General features: G+C 63.1%; 18 protein-coding genes. 8 read left to right on the forward strand and 10 right to left on the reverse strand.

Annotation, left to right across the window (positions count from 1 at the left end):
- Position 1: 1 nt before the first annotated feature.
- The 6 genes from RYZ20_RS03430 to RYZ20_RS03455 all read right to left on the reverse strand — a co-directional run bounded on the left by RYZ20_RS03430 (position 2) and on the right by RYZ20_RS03455 (position 4885).
- A complete protein-coding gene (locus tag RYZ20_RS03430) occupies positions 2 to 1216 on the reverse strand; it encodes a CpaE/TadZ family protein (RefSeq protein WP_317670465.1) in 1215 nt (404 codons plus the stop codon).
- Positions 1217 to 1237: 21 nt separating this feature from the next.
- On the reverse strand, positions 1238 to 1873 hold the full coding sequence (locus RYZ20_RS03435) for a TadE/TadG family type IV pilus assembly protein (RefSeq protein WP_317670466.1): 636 nt from the start codon (positions 1871 to 1873) through the stop codon (positions 1238 to 1240).
- On the reverse strand, positions 1870 to 2358 hold the full coding sequence (locus RYZ20_RS03440) for a TadE/TadG family type IV pilus assembly protein (RefSeq protein WP_317670467.1): 489 nt from the start codon (positions 2356 to 2358) through the stop codon (positions 1870 to 1872). Before RYZ20_RS03440 ends, RYZ20_RS03435 begins: the two co-directional genes overlap by 4 nt.
- Before the next feature lie 5 nt (positions 2359 to 2363).
- Entirely contained in the window at positions 2364 to 3815 is a 1452-nt protein-coding gene (locus RYZ20_RS03445) for a pilus assembly protein TadG-related protein (protein WP_317670468.1), read from the reverse strand.
- An 11-nt stretch (positions 3816 to 3826) separates the two neighbouring features.
- Entirely contained in the window at positions 3827 to 4639 is an 813-nt protein-coding gene (cpaB, locus tag RYZ20_RS03450; RefSeq protein ID WP_317670469.1) for a Flp pilus assembly protein CpaB, read from the reverse strand.
- A gap of 66 nt (positions 4640 to 4705) precedes the next feature.
- Complete coding sequence (locus RYZ20_RS03455; protein WP_317670470.1) at positions 4706 to 4885, reverse strand: Flp family type IVb pilin; 180 nt, start codon at positions 4883 to 4885, stop codon at positions 4706 to 4708.
- A gap of 313 nt (positions 4886 to 5198) precedes the next feature.
- Here RYZ20_RS03455 and RYZ20_RS03460 point away from each other — a divergent pair, with 313 nt between their 5' ends.
- Positions 5199 to 6308, forward strand: coding sequence for a Hint domain-containing protein (locus RYZ20_RS03460; RefSeq protein ID WP_317670471.1), 1110 nt, complete (start codon positions 5199 to 5201; stop codon positions 6306 to 6308).
- Positions 6309 to 6314: 6 nt separating this feature from the next.
- On the opposite strand, the gene RYZ20_RS03465 is transcribed toward RYZ20_RS03460, so the two are convergent.
- Positions 6315 to 8225, reverse strand: coding sequence for an elongation factor G (locus RYZ20_RS03465; RefSeq protein ID WP_317670472.1), 1911 nt, complete (start codon positions 8223 to 8225; stop codon positions 6315 to 6317).
- Positions 8226 to 8382: 157 nt separating this feature from the next.
- Between RYZ20_RS03465 and RYZ20_RS03470 the strand changes: the two genes are divergently transcribed.
- The 7 genes from RYZ20_RS03470 (at position 8383) to RYZ20_RS03500 (ending at position 13346) form a co-directional block, all read left to right on the forward strand.
- A complete protein-coding gene (locus RYZ20_RS03470; RefSeq protein WP_317670473.1) occupies positions 8383 to 8874 on the forward strand; it encodes a DUF2946 family protein in 492 nt (163 codons plus the stop codon).
- Positions 8875 to 8993: 119 nt separating this feature from the next.
- Positions 8994 to 9602, forward strand: a complete 609-nt coding sequence (locus tag RYZ20_RS03475) for a nitrous oxide reductase accessory protein NosL (RefSeq protein ID WP_317670474.1) — start codon at positions 8994 to 8996, stop codon at positions 9600 to 9602.
- Positions 9603 to 9659: 57 nt separating this feature from the next.
- Positions 9660 to 10190, forward strand: coding sequence for a nitrous oxide reductase accessory protein NosL (locus tag RYZ20_RS03480; RefSeq protein ID WP_317670475.1), 531 nt, complete (start codon positions 9660 to 9662; stop codon positions 10188 to 10190).
- Positions 10187 to 10522 (forward strand): hypothetical protein, encoded by a 336-nt coding sequence (locus RYZ20_RS03485; protein WP_317670476.1) that lies wholly within the window; start codon positions 10187 to 10189, stop codon positions 10520 to 10522. The genes RYZ20_RS03480 and RYZ20_RS03485 overlap by 4 nt, the downstream gene beginning before the upstream one ends.
- The gene (locus tag RYZ20_RS03490; protein WP_317670477.1) at positions 10519 to 11661 is read left to right on the forward strand and encodes an ABC transporter permease; all 1143 of its coding nucleotides are present in this window, start codon (positions 10519 to 10521) and stop codon (positions 11659 to 11661) included. Before RYZ20_RS03485 ends, RYZ20_RS03490 begins: the two co-directional genes overlap by 4 nt.
- Before the next feature lie 9 nt (positions 11662 to 11670).
- Positions 11671 to 12351: an ABC transporter ATP-binding protein gene (locus tag RYZ20_RS03495; RefSeq protein ID WP_317670478.1), complete on the forward strand. Its 681-nt coding sequence runs from the start codon at positions 11671 to 11673 to the stop codon at positions 12349 to 12351.
- Positions 12348 to 13346 (forward strand): hypothetical protein, encoded by a 999-nt coding sequence (locus RYZ20_RS03500; protein WP_317670479.1) that lies wholly within the window; start codon positions 12348 to 12350, stop codon positions 13344 to 13346. The genes RYZ20_RS03495 and RYZ20_RS03500 overlap by 4 nt, the downstream gene beginning before the upstream one ends.
- Before the next feature lie 36 nt (positions 13347 to 13382).
- Here the strand turns inward: RYZ20_RS03500 and RYZ20_RS03505 are convergent, their stop codons facing one another.
- From RYZ20_RS03505 to RYZ20_RS03515, 3 genes are all read right to left on the reverse strand, one after another.
- On the reverse strand, positions 13383 to 13817 hold the full coding sequence (locus tag RYZ20_RS03505) for a VOC family protein (RefSeq protein ID WP_317670480.1): 435 nt from the start codon (positions 13815 to 13817) through the stop codon (positions 13383 to 13385).
- Between the two features lie 36 nt (positions 13818 to 13853).
- Positions 13854 to 15299 carry a mannose-1-phosphate guanylyltransferase/mannose-6-phosphate isomerase gene (locus tag RYZ20_RS03510; protein WP_317670481.1) on the reverse strand — a complete coding sequence of 482 codons (1446 nt, stop codon included), beginning with the start codon at positions 15297 to 15299 and terminating at the stop codon, positions 13854 to 13856.
- Between the two features lie 356 nt (positions 15300 to 15655).
- Positions 15656 to 18406, reverse strand: coding sequence for a Hint domain-containing protein (locus RYZ20_RS03515; protein ID WP_317670482.1), 2751 nt, complete (start codon positions 18404 to 18406; stop codon positions 15656 to 15658).
- Between the last annotated feature and the right edge of the window lie 6 nt (positions 18407 to 18412).

Consider the following 18412-nt stretch of genomic DNA (forward strand, 5'->3'; position numbering starts at 1 on the left):
GTCAGCTCCTTTCGTCAGGATGACGCGAGGTCTGCACGTCACAGGCCAGCCGGGTTGTCAGGTCTTTCGCCAGATGGCAAATCGCACGGGTCAGCGCGGCACCACGCGCCACCTGCGCCAGCGGGCGCCCGCGATCCATCGCCTCGGTCGCGTGTTTCGGGTCAGAGGGCAGCCAGTGGCGCAACGGCTGTTCCAGCACCTTCGCGGCCTCGGTGATCCGGCGCGAGGGGAACAAGGGCTTCCTGCCCTGCGAGATCACCACCTCGACCGGCAGCGCCATATTCGCCTCGTGGTAAAAGTCGATCAGCCGGCGCGCCTGCTGCACACAGGGCACCGAAGCGTCACAGGCCAGATACAGCCGGTCCGCCGCTTCCAGCACCGGCACAAGCCAGTCGACCATCGCCTGCGGCAGGTCGATCACCACGAAATCAAACCGCGCCCGAAGCGTGGAAATCAGCCGTGCGATCTGCGCTGGCCGAAGCGCGTCGAGCGGCATGAACCCCTCGGGCGCGGCCAGCACCGGCAGGCCAGAGGGTGCCTCCGCGACCGATTGTTCGACGAAAAAACTGTCCGGCTCGATCCCGTCCAGCGCCATGCGGAACAGCGCCTCGTTCGGGGGCAGATCGACAAAGCCCGCAACCGCGCCGAACTGCACATCCAGATCGACCAGAACCACCGGCCGCGGCGGGGTTTTGCCAAAGCGCCGGTTCGGCCCGCGCAGCGCAAAAGCAAGGTTCGCCGCCAGCGTCGTTGCCCCCACGCCGCCGCGCGCCTTGGCCACCGCGATCACCGCGCCCTGCGGCTCGGGCGAGGCCGCCAGCGTCAGGCGCCGCCCCACCGTCAGGCGGCTCACCACCTGCCCCAGTTCCGTGTCATCCACCGTATCGGGCACCACCTCGGCCACACCCGCCTGCATCAGACGCCGCGCCTGCGCGAGCGACACATCCCCGCGGCTGAGCGCCAAAAGCCGCGCCTGCCCGCCCGTCGCGCGGATACCCTCTAGCGCGGCAAGGTCGCGCTCCAGATCGGCCTCGGGGCGGAAAATGATCAGGTCGGTCGACTGCGCCATCTCCTGCGCCTTGCCGTTCATCTGCGCCAGCGTCGCGGGGCATTGGTTCAGGACCAGCGACGGCTCGGCCCCCAGCAGGCTGTCGAGACGCTGATTCAACGCGCTGTCCTCTGAAATCAGGACGATGGATTTTTCATTCTTGTTCATAGCCTTGATCCTTCTTTCAGGTCATCCGTCCGCGCCCTGCGCCAGATCTTCGCCTGGCAGCGAAACGCTCATCGCAGGCAGGGTTATATCGGCGCCAAGCGCGGGGTCCGCCGCCCCTCCTGCCAGCGCGACCAGCGCCGCCAGAGGCGAGACGAAGCGAAAGGTGACATTGGACAATTCGACAGTAACAACAGGAACATAGGGGCCGCCCAGAAAGCCCAGATTGGCGTCGTAGCCATAGCTGAACCGCAGATCGGCAATGGTCGCATCATTGGGCATCGTGCCTTGCACCAGCCCCCAGACCTCGGCGGCGGTGGCATTGCCCGCGCTGCCCGCGCAGGTGATCATTCCCGCATTCGCGCAAATATCCGCGCCCGCATTGCAGCTTGTGCCGAACTCGGGCGCGGTGGTCGAACTGGCCGAGCGCCTGTGGATCGCGGGCACACCGGCGCAGGCGGGCGGGCGCACCGCCGCAACGCGCGCGGCCACATGCATCGCGCGCTCGGTCGCGACCAGATGGAAGGCGTAGCGCCCGAAGTCGATCAGCCCGAAGAGGATGAGCAGAAACACCACGATCACCATCGCGAATTCGACCAGCGTCGCGCCGCTTTCATCGCGCCGGAAGCGGCGGAGCAGATATGCAGCGCGCCCGCTCATGACCCGTAGACCCGCGCCTGATCGGAGACCGAAGTGTCGATCGTGCCAAGCGTTCCGCCGCCTGCGAAACTGACCAGCCCCGCAAACGGAAATGTCACCCGAAGCGCGGCCGTCACCCCGACAATCGGCGCCTCGGAGGAGCGATAGCTGCCGGTGTAGCACTCCAGCGAGGGCGTGACCGAATTGACCGAAATCCCGCTCGGGAACAGCGCCTCCCCCGAGGCCGAGTTGCGCACGATCCCCGTCAGCGCTGCCTCGTAGCCCGCCACGCTCCCGCCAGCCGAGCAGATGTCGCGCGGCGCCACGCGGGCCAGATAGCGCGTCGCATCGCGCACCCCCGAAGCCACCGCCTGATAGGACCACATCAGCCGACCACCCTCGACGATCACCGCAAACACCAGCAGCATCATCGGCAGCACAAGCGCAAACTCGACAAGCTGCGCCCCTGTCTCGTCACGCCGGAACCTGTGGAACATCCCGCCCATCGCAATCACCTGTAAAGCTGGACGACATCGCGCACGATGCCGCCAACCCCTGTTGCGCCCGTGCCGCCGTTGCTGGCCGAGCCGATGACCTCGCCCCAGATATCCAGTTGCGGCGGCGAAGAGCCATCCTGCCCGACGGGTTCCGTCAGGAATACCTTGACGAATTCCTTGACGGGAATGCCCGTGGCCGCGCCCTTGATCTCGTTCGCGGCGCAATCGACCCCCGCGACGATGATGACGCGCCGGTCAGGGCCAGCGGGCGCGGCGTGCGAGCAGGAGGGCAAGCCGGTCTCGGCCAGCCCCGACAGAATATCGCCCCCCGCCGCGCCCGCGATTTCCGAAAGGTAATACTGATACCGCGTGAGCGCCGCCGGATAGGGGTCGTCGCCCGCGTAATTCGCATTCACATAGCTCGTGCGCCCTGTGCTCCAGCCGCCGTCGCCGTAGCGCGTGCAGGTGCCCGCCGCGAAGCAGTCATCGCGCGGAAGCGCCACCGTATCGGGCGAAACATCCGCCGTGCCGCCGATACACGCGCCCCCGCCATTTGGAACGATCCCCTTGATAACATTGGGTGCAGGCGCGTAGTCGGGATTATTGCGCTTGCCGTTCATGATCGAGCGGTAGATGTCGAAGCGGACATTGAAGATCGCGTCCTCGATACCCACCTTCTGCCCCGGCTCAATATCCACCCCGCGCTGGTTGAAGCATTGGGTGATGCTGCTGACCGCCCCTATCAGGCAGGCGTCAAGCTGCACCCCTGTCAGCCCCGCGCAAGCGCCGCTATCATCGACCTGTATCTTGCCCGGATCGAGAAAGCCGAAATCCCCCGGTCCCCAGGCCGCGCCACTGCCGCCCGAGCGCAGGCGGATCATCGTGCCGATATTGTCCTTGGCCTTGAAGCTGGCGTCGGGCAGGCAAAACATCAGCGGCGTCACGTCGCAGGCCAGCAGCGTGAACCCCGCCACCGCCGAAGCCGTGGCGCTTTCATCATGGTGATCCACCCCCGTCAGCGCGGCAAAGGCGGCGCCAAAGGTCGCGGGGACCGTGGTCGGGGAGACGGTTGCGCGCACATAGGCCGCCTTCGCCGGATCGGTCGTGGGCGTTGACAGCGCGCTGGCATCGGACGCAGGCAACTCGGCGTAGTAGGTCAGCGTGTAATCCGCCTCCCCCACCAGATCAGGATCAGCCGCGCCAAAGGTCTGACGGTCGGAAATCAGCGCGGCAGCGGCAGCGGCGCGGGTCAGCGCATCGGCGCCGCCATCCAGCTCGCCCGCCGCCGACAGCGCGACATTATCGGCAAAAGCCTGCAATTCGGTGCGGGTGATACCAGTGCGCCCCAGATCAAAGGACATAGCGACAATCCCCAGAAGCACACCAAGGCTCACCCCCCAGAAGACAAGGATCGTCCCGTCTTCTGCAGCGGCAAAACGCCCGATATGCCCCCGCTTGACCGACATCTGCCCCCCCCTCAACGCAGCTCCGTTTCCGTCGCAACCATCGCGCGGCGCACAATGACCGTGCGGGCGGCAGGCGCCTCGGGGCCATCTGCCGTTTCGACCACCGGCTCACGCAGCACATCGCGCAACCCGATCGCCTCAAGCGCGACCTCCTCGCTTTCCTCCAGCGTGCGCAGCGTCAGGCTCAGCGTGCCCGCCTTCTGCGCCAGCGCGAGCTTTTGCCCGCCCTCTGGCGTCACCTCGACCGTCACGGTGCGGGCGACCTCGGGGGTGTTCGACGCGTCATTGGTTTCCTGATCGACGCCGATCACGCGGATATTTTGCAAGATCGTCACGGTTTTCAGGCTTTGCTCGCGCCCTTGGGTCAGCAGCACATCGACGCGATCACCGGGCGTCACCAGCCCGCCAACCCCCGTTTCCGCATTCACCTTGATCGCAATCGCGCGCGCATTCGGCCCGAGCGACTGCACAATCGTCACCTTCTCGCCAAAGTCAGAGAGTTTAGAGGCCAGCAGCAATTCGCCCTGCGCAATCGCAGCGCGGGCGCGACGCGGCTGGCTGCCGCTTGCGGGCAACAGCTTGTCATAGGCGGTAAAGCTGCCCTTGGGCAGCGCGGCGACGGGCCAGGGCTGGGTCTCCAGCTTATGCGCGTCGATGGTCTGGCCGAAGGGGATGTTCTGGGCCGCAACGACGACCGTCACCAGCCCGTCGCCCTGATCCGCCGCACGGGCGTATTTCGCGTTCAGGAAATCACTTGCCAGCCAGGCCGAGCCCCCCGCCACCGCAAGGCCCGCCGTAAAGGTCAAAAGGGATGCGACACGCATGGGAGGTCTCCTTGTTCGGGCAAAGGGTTCTGCGGCGGCACCCCCAAGCGCCGCCGCGAGATCAGGTCAGTTCGGCATCACCGTGCCAGCCGCAGTCATCGAGCCGCCAACTTCGGTCGCCAGAGTATTCAGCGCAGCCGTTCCCAGCGTCACCGCCAAAGCCAGCGCGATCCCGTATTCAACGAGCGTGACACCCTCCTCGTCCTTGCGGATGCGCGACAGATTTTTCAGAACAAAGTTTTTCATAACAGTCTCCACCAGTTGGATGCCGGAGGTCCGGCGGTTTATCGGGCCCCGCCCCACCACGGGATAACCAGAGCCACCGGAGACAATGTTAGGCGCGAAGTGCAGCCGCGCTCATCCGCCAGACAGGCGAGAAACACACCTATAAGTTGCAACTTTTAGGGAAAACCCATGATTTACCGGCCAGCCTCAACACTTTGGAAACCGTGCAGCCGTAGTCTGGCTTGGCCCGCGCAAGCTGTGAGCGCGGATTTGATGAAGCGAGGCGTCGCTCTGCCGGTTCGGTTGCAGGGCGGGGCGTAATTCTTGGTTTACGATGGCAACGACGTTCAGCGTCTTCTCTCTGGGCACGGCGACCAGCATCGACCCGACCGAGGGGGATGCTTTCTCGAACAATGCCTCGGCGCTGGTCGGCGCGACCTTTGGCGCGGCGGGCGATCCGCTCGTGAACCATATCCAGACATTTTCGCCGGGCTCTACGGGCTATAGCGCGGGTTCTCCGACCGCCTATGACATCGACAACAACTTCGCCAACGACACGTTCTCGATCAACGGCGGCCCGAACCAGACCATGGACGGCGCAGGCGAATACAGCGCCACGATCACCTATGTCGATGGCACGACAGCGACGATTTCGGCCATCGTGTTTCAGGATACAAACGGCAATCTCTATCTCGCGCCAGAGCTTGACTATAACGCCGACCAGATCGCGCTTGAGGCACAAGGGATCCGCTCGATCACCCTCGACTCCCTTCTCGACAATAATTTCGTGGTGCAGGCGGAGCGGTATTCGGCAAGTTTCGCAACCTGTTTCGCATCCGGAACCACCATCCAAACCCCGCGCGGAGAGGTTCCGATCGACGATCTGCGCGTCGGTGATCTGGTCACGACGCTCGATCACGGAGCGCAGCCGATCCGCTGGATCGGACGGCGCGAGATCGGCCTGTCCGAATTGCGCGCGCATCCCCAGCTTTGCCCCGTGCGCATAGGCGCTGGAACCCTTGGTGCGCGGCGCGATCTTCTGGTCTCGCAGCAGCACGGGCTGTTGCTGCCCGACGGGCATCTTATGCGCGCCAAACATCTCGCCGCGCGGCCCGGATCAGGGGTGCGGATCGCAAAAGGGTGTCGGCAGGTGAGCTATATCCATCTGATGTTCGATGCCCACCAGATAATCTTTGCCGAAGGGGTTGCCGCCGAGTCCTTCTACCCTGGCGTGATGGCGCAGATCATGCTGACCGGCCCGAATATCGCCGAATTGCGCAGGGTTTTCCCGAAGGTGTTTTCCTATTGGCTGTCGCCGCAGCGGATCAGCACCAATTACGGCGCGCCCGTCCGCCCGTTCCTGCGTAAACGCGATCTGGAGGCGCTGACAAATGAACGCGGGCCGCCCCTCGCGGCGCGGCCCGTCATCTATCACGATCTATAGCCTGATCTATCCGGCAACCAGATCGCCCAAATCCTCTTTGCGTGCCTCCTGATAGTGGTCGAAGGCGCTGGTGAACCATGCCGTGCCACGCGTCGCCCCCGCAAGCGCCGAGAACAGATCGTCTTCGGCCGCCATCGGCAAGAGCGCCTGAAACACATCCCAGCCCGCCGCGCTCGGGTGGGCCTCAAAGCCCAGAACCTGCCCCTTCATCCCCGAAACCAGCGGCATCAGCGCCCCCGAGAAGACCGAGGGCACATGGATGTCGATTTTCATGATCGGCTGCAACAGCACGGTGCCGACCTCGGCCAGCGCCTCGCGGATCGCGTTTTTGCCCGCCGTGCGGAAGGCGTAGTCCGAGCTGTCGACCGAATGGGTCTTGCCGTCTTTCAGCTCGACCGAGACATCGACCACCGGAAAGCCCAACGGCCCTTCGGCCAGCGCATCGCGCGCACCCGCCTCGACCGAGGGGATATAGTTGCGCGGCACCGCGCCGCCCTTGACGGTCTCGCTAAAGGCAAAGCCCGAGCCGCGCGCCTCGGGGCGCAGCTCGACCACAACATCGGCAAACTGCCCCGCCCCGCCCGTCTGTTTGCGGTGGCGATGCTGCACTTCGGTGCCGCGCCGGATGGTTTCGCGCAGCGCGGGCGGCACGCGGGCCTCTTGCACCGCAACCCCGAAATCATCCGCGATTTTCGCCAGCATCCGGCGCAGATGCAGCGGGCCTTGCGTCGCCAGAACGGGGTTGCCTGTCTTTTCGTCCTGCGAGACCACAAGCCCCGGGTCAATCTCGGCCAGCCGCTCAATCGCGGTCAGCAGGCGGCTGTCGTCTTTCTCGTGCTCGGGGGTAATGATCCGCCGATAGGACGACGCGTGGACATGCGCCCAGTCGGGCAGCGCCGCCGCCTCGCCCGCAAAGGCGCGCCCCGCCGAGAGGTGATCGGATTTGACCGCCAGCCCAAGCTGCCCCGGCTCCAGCGTGCCAAGCGCCGTTTTCGCATCCAGATCGGTGATCGAACCGACATTGCCACCGCCAAGCTCTTTGCCGCCCGCGACTACTCCGCCGACCGCACGCAGAAGCACGATCTTGCCAAGGTGTTTGACCACATCGGCCAGCGCGCCAATGGCGATTGCACTGCCCGCCAGACGTTCGCCCGCAACCTCGACCGCGGGCGCATCGTGGCGCAGCGACTTCATCAGTCGGGTGATGCCGTGCCGTTCCTCGGCCGAGCCCATGAAACAGGCCACAAGATCATGGTGGTGCATGGTTTTCGAGGCGATGTCGTAGATCTCCTCGACCATCGGCTGTTTGTCCTCGATCAGCTCTTCCATCAGCGTATCGTCGAAATCAGCATAGCTTTCAAGGAGTTCCGCGCGCGCTTCTTCCTCGCGGTCTTTCACGCTGGCAGGCATTTCGATCAGTGTCGAATGTTTACCATCCTCGAACTTCCACGCGCGTTCTGACACCAGATCAACAAAACCGACAATCGTGTCGCCCTCGCGGATCGGCACCTCGCGCAGCACGATATGGTGGCGCGAATAGGCTTGCAGCGCCGAGACCACCTCGGAGATGCGGCTTTGCGGCGCGTCGATGCGGTTGATGAAGATAATGCTGGGCACGCCCGCCTCTTCGACCATGCGCATATAGGGCGCGGCCAGCACCGCCGCATCGGCATCCGCAGGCACGCAGATCACCGCAATATCCGAGGCCGCCAGCGCAGGCCCGACGGGCGCAAGGTTCTCGGCCCCGCCCGCGATGTCGATCGCGGCCCAAGGCTCCCCCATGAAATCAAAGCTCTGCACCGAGGCCACACCGGGAACCGCAAGCGCCTTTCCCGGCGCCCCATCCAGCCCGACCAAAGCCTCGACAAGTTTGGTTTTTCCCGAGTTCGACGGGCCGAGGACGGTGAAGACTCGCATGGCAGTTCTCCTTCGCTATGTCGCAAGAACCTTAGCCCGCGCGCGCGAAATAACATTGAGCGAAGTCAAACTCACCCGCGCGGCATCATCGACATTGCGGATGCGCATTTGATAAAGGTCAATGTTTTGCGTCCCGCGCGCTGCTAGCAGAGGAACCATGAACACCGCATCGAAACCCGCATCACAGGCTGCCGCGCCCCTCAAGGGCCGAAGCCCCGCGCTATTGCGCGGCGTGTTTGCGTGGATCGCTGCGATGTTCTCGGCGCGCAGCCTGGCGATTACCGCCATGCTGTTCCAGATTTTGCTGGCCACCGACCACCTTGGCGCCACCGCCGCCCGAAGCATCGGACGCGGCGAGGCTGAGGCGCGCCTTGGCCTTTTGCAGATCTGTACCGGAGAAGGTGTCATCTGGGTCACCCCCGATGGCCGCCCGGTGCAAGCGCCCACCGAACCGGCCACCAGCAAGACCGCCTCTTGCGCGGTCTGCTCCTCGGCCAGTGTTTGCAGCTTCGATGACCCCTCAGAGGTTTCGGTCGCCCTTGCTGCCGCCCCTGTGATCGTGCCGGTCGCATATGCCCTCGTCGATCAGCACATTCCCGCACAGGCCCGCAGTATCAGACCGGAAATCCGCGGCCCTCCCCTCGCCTGATCCGCGTCCCTTGCGGTAGCGTTTCCCAACGCTCTCCGCTGATTTCCAAACAAAACCCGAAACTTACCCCTCGCCCGAGGCTGCGTTCCCGCGTGGCCCGCGTGAGATGGAGGAATACCATGAAACGTCGTGATTTTCTGCTGACCACCTCGACCGGCCTTGCCTTTGCCGCCACCGGCGCACTGGCCGAAACCGCCATGAAACCGCTCAGCCCGATGCAATGGACCGATGAAAACGGCCTGACGCGGTTTCTGAAAACCGATACCGATCCGCTGAACGGCGAGTTCGAGAAATACCCGCGCTGCCCCTACTGCGGCATGATGCGCCAGATGTTCAGCCACAGCCGCCACCTGATCGTTTATGCAAACGACACGGTGGACGGCACCTGCTCGCTGCATTGCGCGGCGATCTCGCTGTCGCTGAACATGGATCAGGGGCCGGTCAAGATTTACGCGGGCGACGCAGGCGCAGACGGCGATATGAAGCCGCTTGGTGACGCGCTGGCGATGACCTATGTCGTCGATCCCGACAAGATGGGCACGATGACGGCGGTGTCGAAATTCGCCTTTACCGATGCCGAAAAGGCCAAGGCTGCGGCGGGTCCGAATGCGAAACTCGTGTCTTTCGACGAGGCGCTGACGCTGGCCTATGCCGATATGGCAAAAGACACGATCGCTATTCGCAAACGCCGTGGCGAAAAGCGCGCAGCCGCGAAGAAAGCGCAATAACCCTTTGTCGGGCTGGCGTTTTCGGGCGCCAGCCCGCCTAGCGGAAAGGATACCCTCATGTGCAATCACCACCCATCGCGGCGCCGGGCTTTGGGCCTTCTGGCGGGCGTCTCTGCCGCCAGCATGATGCTGCCTGCCCGCGCGCGCGCCACGGATGCGCCGCGCATCGACCTGCCCGAACCGGCGCCCGGCAACATTTGCCCCGTCTGCGGCATGTTTGTCGCGAAATACCCCGAATGGATCGCCACCGTCGCCTTTGACGACGGATCAGCGGATCACTTTGACGGCGCCAAGGATTTCTTCAAATACCTCAATGACATGCCGAAATACGCACAAGGCCGCACCGCCGCGCAGATCACCGGCATGGGCGTGACCGATTACTACGGGATCGAGCGGATCGAGGCGACAGCCGCGCTATACGCGGTGGGGTCGGATGTGCTTGGCCCGATGGGGCACGAACTTGTGCCGCTTCTGAACGAGGCCGACGCCGAGGAATACATGCGCGACCATAAGGGCAAGGCTCTGCTGACCTTTGCCGAGGTCACACCCGCGCTTTTGGCCAATCTCGATCAGGGGCGCTTTGAATGACGCCCGCCCGCCCCAGCACTCCTGTTTTCATCGCCCTTGCGCTTTTGGCGGGCGTGCTGGCGCTTGAGCTGACCCATGCCACCCTGACGCGGCGCGCGGATGCGGCGCGGCTTGCGCAAGAGGCCGACATCACCCGCGCGCTTGGCCTGACCGACATCGCGCTTTTCACCGAGGCGCGCTACACCCGCCACCCCTCGCTGGCGGACCTGAACACGCCGTTTCAGGACCATCCGGCGGGGTTCGACCACTTCCCTTCGGGCACGCTGATGCCGCGCCCCGACATTCCGCCGCAGACCGCGCTTGGTCTTACGCCGGAGGAGATCTCCAGATGAATAGCTGGTGGAACCGCCAACGCTCTCTTGCCGATTACACGCTGTCTGCACTGGCACGGCGCAAAGGTAAAAACGTAGCCCTGATCGTGGTTTACGCGCTGGTCGTGTTCCTGCTGGCCTCGGTGATGTTCTTCTCGACCGCGATGCGCAACGAGGCCGCGCTGGTCCTGAAAGACGCGCCCGAACTGACGGTGCAACGCCTGATCCTTGGCCGCCAGGACCTAATCGGCGCCGAAACGGTGGACACCATCGCCGCGATCCGCGGCGTTCGCGGCGCGCACGGGCGGCTTTGGGGCTATTACTACGACCGGGTGAGCGGCGCGAATTACACCGTGATGGTCCCAAACGACCCCGAGCTGGTCCCGCCGCCCCGCCATGTCATTCTGGGCGAGGGTATCCCGCGCGCGCGGGGCTTCACCTTCGAGGGCGCCGCACTGTTTCTGTCGCGCTTTGTGGGTGATTTACAGCGTTTCGATGTGGCGCGCACCTTCGGCACGGACTCGGCTCTGATGACGGCGGATCTGATGCTGATGAACGAGGCCGATTTCCGCGACTTCTTCGGCATCGAAGAGGGGCTTTACACCGATGTCGTCGCCACGATCCGTAACCCGAACGAGGTGGCCAAGATCGTCGAGAAAGCAGGCCGCGACCTTCCCGAGATGCGCTTTGTCTCGCGCGATGACATCCTGCGCACCTATCAGAAACTGTTCGACTGGCGTGAGGGGCTGCTGGCGGCACTGACCGGGATTTCCATCCTCGCATTCGCGATTTTCGCCGCCGAGAAAGCCTCGGGGCTGTCTGCCGAAGAGGCGCGCGAAATCGGCATCCTGAAGGCAATCGGCTGGGACACGCGCGATGTGATTTCGATGAAGCTTTGGGAAGGATTACTGGTGTCAGTCGGCGCATTTTTATTCGGAACAACAGCGGCTTACACTCATGTCTTCATCTTTGGAGGCAAGCTGTTCGCCCCCGTCTTGCAAGGCTGGGCCGTGATCTACCCCGAGTTCCGCCTGACGCCACATATCGACGCGCTACAGCTTGTCTCGCTCGCCCTTTTGACCGTTGTGCCCTATGTCGCCGCGACCCTTGTGCCGATCTGGCGCGCGGCCTCGGCCGACCCTGACGCCATCATGCGCTGAGGTGCCAAGATGATTACCCTGAACGCCGTCACCAAGCATTATAACGAGGGCCGCCCGAACGAGGTGCAGGCGCTGCGCGGCATTGATCTGAGCATCGCGAAAAACGAAATCACCGTGCTGAAAGGGCCAAGCGGATCTGGCAAAACCACGCTTTTGTCGATTATCGGCTGCATGGCGCGCCCGACCTCGGGGCGCGTGTTCCTGAACGGCGAGGCCGTGTCCGGCCTGCCCGAGCGGTTCCAGACAGAACTGCGCCGCACCAGTTTCGGCTTTGTTTTTCAGCGCTTTAACCTGATCCGCGGGCTGAGTGTGCTGGAAAATGTCATGCTGCCCGCCGCCCCCTTGGGCGAGCCGAACACGCAGGTCCGCGCCCGCGCGATGGAGCGGCTGGCCTCGCTCGATCTGGGCGACAAGGCGCTTATGCCGGTCGAGCATCTGTCGGGCGGCGAAACCCAACGCGCTGCGATTGCCCGCGCCCTGATCAACGACGCACCGATCCTGATTGCGGACGAACCGACGGCGAACCTTGATACCGCGCTGGCAGACCGGTTTTTGGGCTTGCTCGGGCAGTTGCGCGCCGAGGGCCGGACCATCGTGATGACGTCGCATGACCCGCGCATCTGGGCGGCCGAGGCCGTAGACACCGTTATCGAGATGCGCGACGGGCAGCTTGCCGGGGCGCAGTCATGATCTTCCGCGTCCCAATCCTCGCGCTTTTGCTGGTCGCGGCGCTGGCGGCACTGGTGGCGCTCTGGTCCTCGGGGTTCGCGGTTACGGTTTTGCGGCGCTGGAACCTGTCCGACACCGGCCCCGCGCAATTGCGCCGCGAGCGCATGACCGAGCTTGTCTCGACCCTGTTCGGTGCGGTGATGATCGCCGAACTCGCAGCCCTTTTGTTGTTTGTTTTCAACGCAGACCGGATGGCCGCGCTGTTCGTCGGGGCGATGTGCGCGGTTGGCACACTTGGCGTGAACCCCTATGGTTTCCCTGCCCTCTACCTGAAAATCGCGGTGTTTTTCGCTGCTGTTCTCTGGCTGGTGCTGGACCGCGCCGACAAAATGGCACGCGATTACCCGTTAACCAAAGTGAAATACGGCGCGATCCTTGGTATCGCGGTTCTGGTGCTGGCCGATGGCGCGACCGAACTGACCTACTTCCTGAACCTGAAAACCGACGTGATTACATCATGTTGCTCGAAGCTCTTTGTGCCCGCGAACGAGGGGCTGTCAGACGAGCTTGCCTCGGTCTCACCCGCAATGGCGCTGGTTCTGCTGGCGGGAACCGGCGTATTGGTGGCCCTGTCAGGGGCGCTAAGCCTCTGGAGCGGGCGGTTTCACGCGGTTTTCGCGGTGCTGTCGGCGGTCATGTTCGGCGTCGGGCTGATGGCGGTGATTTCGGTCATTTCGTCCTATGTCTACGAGCACCCGAACCACCACTGCCCGTTTTGCATCCTGAAACCCGAATACGGCTATTTCGGCTACGCGCTTTATGTGCCGTTGTTTCTTGGCACGGCGAGCGGACTTGGCGCGGGGATGCTGTCGTTTTTCGCGCGCATCCCCAGCCTGCAAGCGCCGCTCCCGCGGCTGTTGCGGTCGATGACATGGCTTGCGCTTGGCGGGTTCGCGGGGTTCGGACTGGCCTGCCTTTATGCGATCCTCCGCTCGAACCTGATCCTGTTCGGATAAGGCCGCCGAAGGCCAAAGCGGCCTCCGGTAAAGCGCTTACCAATGGCCGGTATTCTCCATGCTTGCCCAAGGCTCTGCTGGCGGTAACGGTTCCCCCATCTGCAACAGCTCTACCGAAACATTGTCGGGCGAGCGCACAAAGGCCATATGCCCATCGCGTGGGGGCCGGTTGATGGTGACACCAGCATCCATAAGCCGTTGGCACATATCGTAAATATTCTCGACGCGGTAAGCCAGATGCCCGAAATGGCGGCTATCCGAGGGCAACCCGTCATCGCCATCCCAATTATAGGTCAGTTCGACATCGGCACGGCCATCCTCCTGCCCCGGCGGACACATGAACACGAGCGAGAACCGCCCGCCCTCGTTGTCGATCCGGCGGCGTTCCCTGAGGCCCAGAAGCTCGTAAAACGTCTTCGATTTTTCCAGATCCTTCACCCGGACCATCGTGTGCAGATATTCGATTTTCATAACCGTCTCCCTTGTCTCACCCAGGCCTCGCAAGAGCTATCCTTTCGCTCCCTGTCCCCGCGCATAGGCATCCTCATAGCGGATAATATCGTCCTCACCAAGGTAAGCGCCCGTCTGCACCTCGATCAGAGTCAGCGGCTCGTTGCCCGGGTTTTCCATCCGGTGAACGGCCCCGCGCGGAATATAAACCGACTGGTTTTCCGAAACGAGCTTCACCTCGTTATCGACAGTTACCTTTGCCGCGCCTTCCACAACGATCCAGTGCTCGGCCCGGTGACGATGGCTTTGCAGCGAGAGCGCCGCTCCGGGATGAACGACAATCCGCTTCACCTGAAAACGCGGGCCGACGACAAGGCTCTCATACCATCCCCACGGGCGATAATCGCGCGGAAGTGTTTCCGCCTGCGGCACGGCCTTGGCCTTCAGCGCGGCAACCGCCTGCTTGACCTCTTGCGCGCGGTCTTTATGCGCCACAAGCACCGCGTCCGGCATGGCAACAGCGACAATATCCGACAGGCCGATACCAACAAGCTCCTGCGCAGCGCTTGTCGCCTGCAAGAGCGTATCCTTGCAATCCAGCGCGGTCGCAGCCCCCGACGTCACAGTGCCAGAGGCGTCAGCCTCGGCCTCGCGCCAGACAGCCTGCCAGTCGCCAAGATCGCTCCACCCCCCCGCATAGGGCACAACACACAAGTTCGAAGCACGCTCCATCACCGCATAATCAATTGAAATATCTTGCAAATCATCCCAAGCTTCCGGATCGAGCCGGGTGAAGGAAAGATCGCTCTGCGCCGCCTCGAATGCTGCGCGGGTTGCAGCCAGAACCTCGGGCGCGAACGCGGCAAACGCCTCAAGGATCGTGTGTGTCGAAAACAGGAATATCCCCGCGTTCCACAGGTGCATTCCGCTGGACAGCAGCGCTTTTGCGGTCTGCGCGTCCGGCTTCTCCACAAAGCTGCGAAGCGGTTGCGGTTCGGGCGCGAAATCCGGTGTTGGTGCGGATAGTTCAAGCCAGCCATACCCCGTTTCCGCCCGGTTGGGCCGGATTCCAAAGGTTACAAGCTGCCCGGCCTCGGCGGCGGGAATTGCCGCACGCACGGTCGCACGGAAACCGGCCGCATCGGGGATCACATGATCCGAAGGCGCGACAAGCATCAGGGCTCCGGGGGCACGGGCATGAAGTGCCAAAGCAGCGGCACAAATCGCCGCGGCCGTGTTTTTCGGGGCAGGCTCGATCAGGATTTCGGCCGGCGCAATTTCGAGCGCCGCAAGTTGCTCGATCACGATAAAGCGGAAGTCCGAAGCCGTTATCACCATCGGAGAGCCGAACCCCTCCCCCGTCAGACGCCGCGCCGACGCCTGATACAGGCTTTCCTCTCCGCTCAGTTTGACGAATTGCTTGGGGTAGGATTTGCGCGACAATGGCCAAAGCCGCGTGCCAGCCCCGCCACAAAGAAGAACAGGGTGCAGGGTGGTGGTCATAACATTACTCTCAACAACAGAAGTCTCGGCAAGCTTCAAAAACCGATGGTAAGACCCGACAAGCCTATGATCCAGTTCAATCTTTGCACTCTGGGAAATTCATCCCGCAGAATGACCCCAACAGCTTTGGCAACCTGCAATCGGCTTGGGCCGGATCAGGGCAATGGTGCAAACAGTCGGTGATTGTCGCCCGCGCCAGACCTCGACCAGAGATTGCGACGATACGGAACGCGGGTCGGCCGCGGAGCAAGGGATTAAACGACCTATGGTTTTCAGGGGTCTTCCAGCGGCTTTACGGTCGTCTCTGTTGACGGCGGAGAGGTGGAGCCCTCCGGACAGGCGCGACCGGACGGGGTTTACCCTTGACCGGAGACCGGTTCGACGCAAAGCCCTTCCGGTTCTCCCTTGAGCAGGGATTTGGCGTTACGCAGGTGGCGGTCTAGCATCCGCGCGATCCTGGGCCCGCGAAGAACAAGACGCGCCGGAGCGAAAGCCCCCTGCTCTGCGCTCAGACCCGGAAAGATCGCCGCAAGCTCTGCCCAGACTAGCGGCCCGAGTGTCGCGCGCGCCTGCGGACCGGGAAGCAGGGTCTCGGAGGGGGCGCCCTCGGCGTAGATAATCTCGTGCGCGTCACACATCAGATGCACATAAGTCAGTTGCCCATCTGCGGGCATGGCCTGAAAACCGGGCATGGGTAATAGCTTTTTCGACGCGACCAGAACCTCCTCCGCTCCGGTCATGCGCGCCACGATCCGCGAGTGCACCAGCACCCGGTGTTGCGGAGATACATAAAGGTCGCGCAGGGGCAGCCCCGATCCAAGCGCCCCCGCTGCGATCCGGATCGGCGCAATTTCCGGCGTGGATTGCAGCCGCGAAACCCCGATCCAGCGGATCGTTTGCGCCCCATGATCGCGGGTGACAACCTTGTCGCCAACCCGCAACCGTTCAATTGCAACCTCCCCTTCGGGGGTCAGGATGCGGGTGCCCGCAAGATAGCAGGTGACGCCCGTGTTCTCGGCGGTGAAGAAGGTGTTGTCGGCGCTCGCGCCGGTAAAGGTCAGCGACCCCGTGCCGAACGAGGTGTTATCCGAATAGTCGACCGTCCGGCCATTGGCATCAAGGGTGTTCGACTGGTTGAGGATGCCATCGTCAGCCTGGTCGGCATATAGCTCGGCAAGGTTGTCGTAGAAGGCCGTGAGGTTGATAAAGTCGTTATTGGTGCTCGTGCCATCCGACAGCGTGCCCGTATTGCCGCTGTTGAAATCGGTGATGGTGTCATTCCCGTCTCCGAGCGAATAGACGAACGTGTCGTCACCCACCCCACCGATGAGCGTGTCGTTGCCCGCCCCACCGATCAGCCAGTCCGCACCGCCAAGACCGCTAAGGAAGTCATCCCCCGCCCCGCCATCGAGCAGGTTCGACACCGTCCCCCCGTCGAATGTCCCGTCATAACCGGTCAGCGTATCGTTGAAATCGGAACCGATGATCGCATCAATCCCGACCGCGGTGTCTCCAGTCGCATCCCCGCCACTAAAGCTGCCGGTAGAGAGTTCGATGTGGACCGCAGTGCCCGAGGCTGAATAGTCGGCCGTGTCGAAGCCCGTGCCACCGTCCAGTGCATCCGCCCCGGCACCACCGGCAAGAGTATCGTCTCCCGCCCCGCCATTCAGGCTGTCATTTCCGGCGCCCCCCGAGAGCGAGTCATTCCCGTCGCCACCATAGATCGTGTCGTCGCCAGTTCCGGCGAAAACGGTGTCGCTTCCGGTTCCGCCATAAAACACGACACTACCGGAATCCCAGCCCCAGCTGTCGCCAAAGTTGCTTCCGGCGATTTCCTCTATATTCGTGAAGGTGACAAAAAAATTCGCGTCGGTAGTCCCGCTGGCGTCGACAATATCATACCCCGCGCCACCGTCGATCGTATCGGAACCGCCTTGGGCCACATCGAAGCGGTCGTTGCCATCCCCGCCCCACAAACTGTCATCGCCAGAGCCGCCGATGATCGTGTCATCGCCGCCCTGCCCCGCCAGAAGCACCCCCGAGCTATCAAGCGATGCATCGATCAGGTCGGCATAATTCGTGCCCCAGATCTGCTCGATCTCGGAGAAGTCGCCATAGCCCGTGGTGCCAAAGTAGTCATAGCCGCCCGCACCATCGCCCGAGAAGGTAACACTTACCCCGAGTGCGGACGCATAGTTTGCAAACGAGATCGCGTCAGTATCGGTGCCGCCCTCACCGCCGACGATCAGGTCATAATCATGATCGTCGGTAATCAGGAAGGTATCGCTGCCATCCCCACCATAAAGCGTGTCCGAGCCATCCGCGCCGGACAGCTGGTCATCGCCTGCATCGCCATAGACCGTATCGTTCCCGGCGCCAGCAATGATCGTATCATTGCCATCGCCCCCGAACATAAGGTCATCGCCCAGATCGGTGCTGGCGAAACTACCAATCGAGTCGTCGCCCGTGCCGCCATAGATCGTATCGTTGCCCGACGAGCCGAAGATCGTGTCATTGCCCGCGCCGCCATCGATCAGATCGTTGCCGGTGGTGATCTGGTCGCCATCGGCATCGGTATAGCCAAGCCCCATGCTGTCGGCACCCGAGGTGCCATCGACAGGCGCAACATAGCTGGCCGCATAGCGATCCGCCGCCATCCCGGAGGGCGAAAGGCTCACACTGTCAAGGGTGAGCGCGACAATCGGCCCCGCCTCAAGCGCGGTCTGATCGGTATTATAGGAGATCTCGGGCGCGAGATAGAGATTGCCCGCGGTATCCTGAAACACGGAAGCGGTGATCGCTGCCGTGGTGCCATCGGCATAGGTGATCGTGGCGTTATAAATAACGAACGCGTCGAAGGTCTGGAGCGCGCCGCCGTCGATCCGGAACGTATCGTTCGACGTGAAATTGTTCGTGTCGTAATAGGTGGCCAGACCACCGCCATAGCTGCCCGGAGAAAGCGTCTGGATGTTCTGGAACAGTGGATCGGTTGACCCGCCGTAGGTCAGGCCAGCAAGCGTCGAGGCGTTTTCGCTGCTATCATTACCCTCGGCCGGGTCGATCGCAGGCGCTGTGCCAAGGTAGAATACGTCCCAGGTCGTCGCCATCTCAGA

It is taken from the genome of Pseudothioclava alba, from assembly GCF_033100795.1.
Taxonomy (GTDB): domain Bacteria; phylum Pseudomonadota; class Alphaproteobacteria; order Rhodobacterales; family Rhodobacteraceae; genus Pseudothioclava.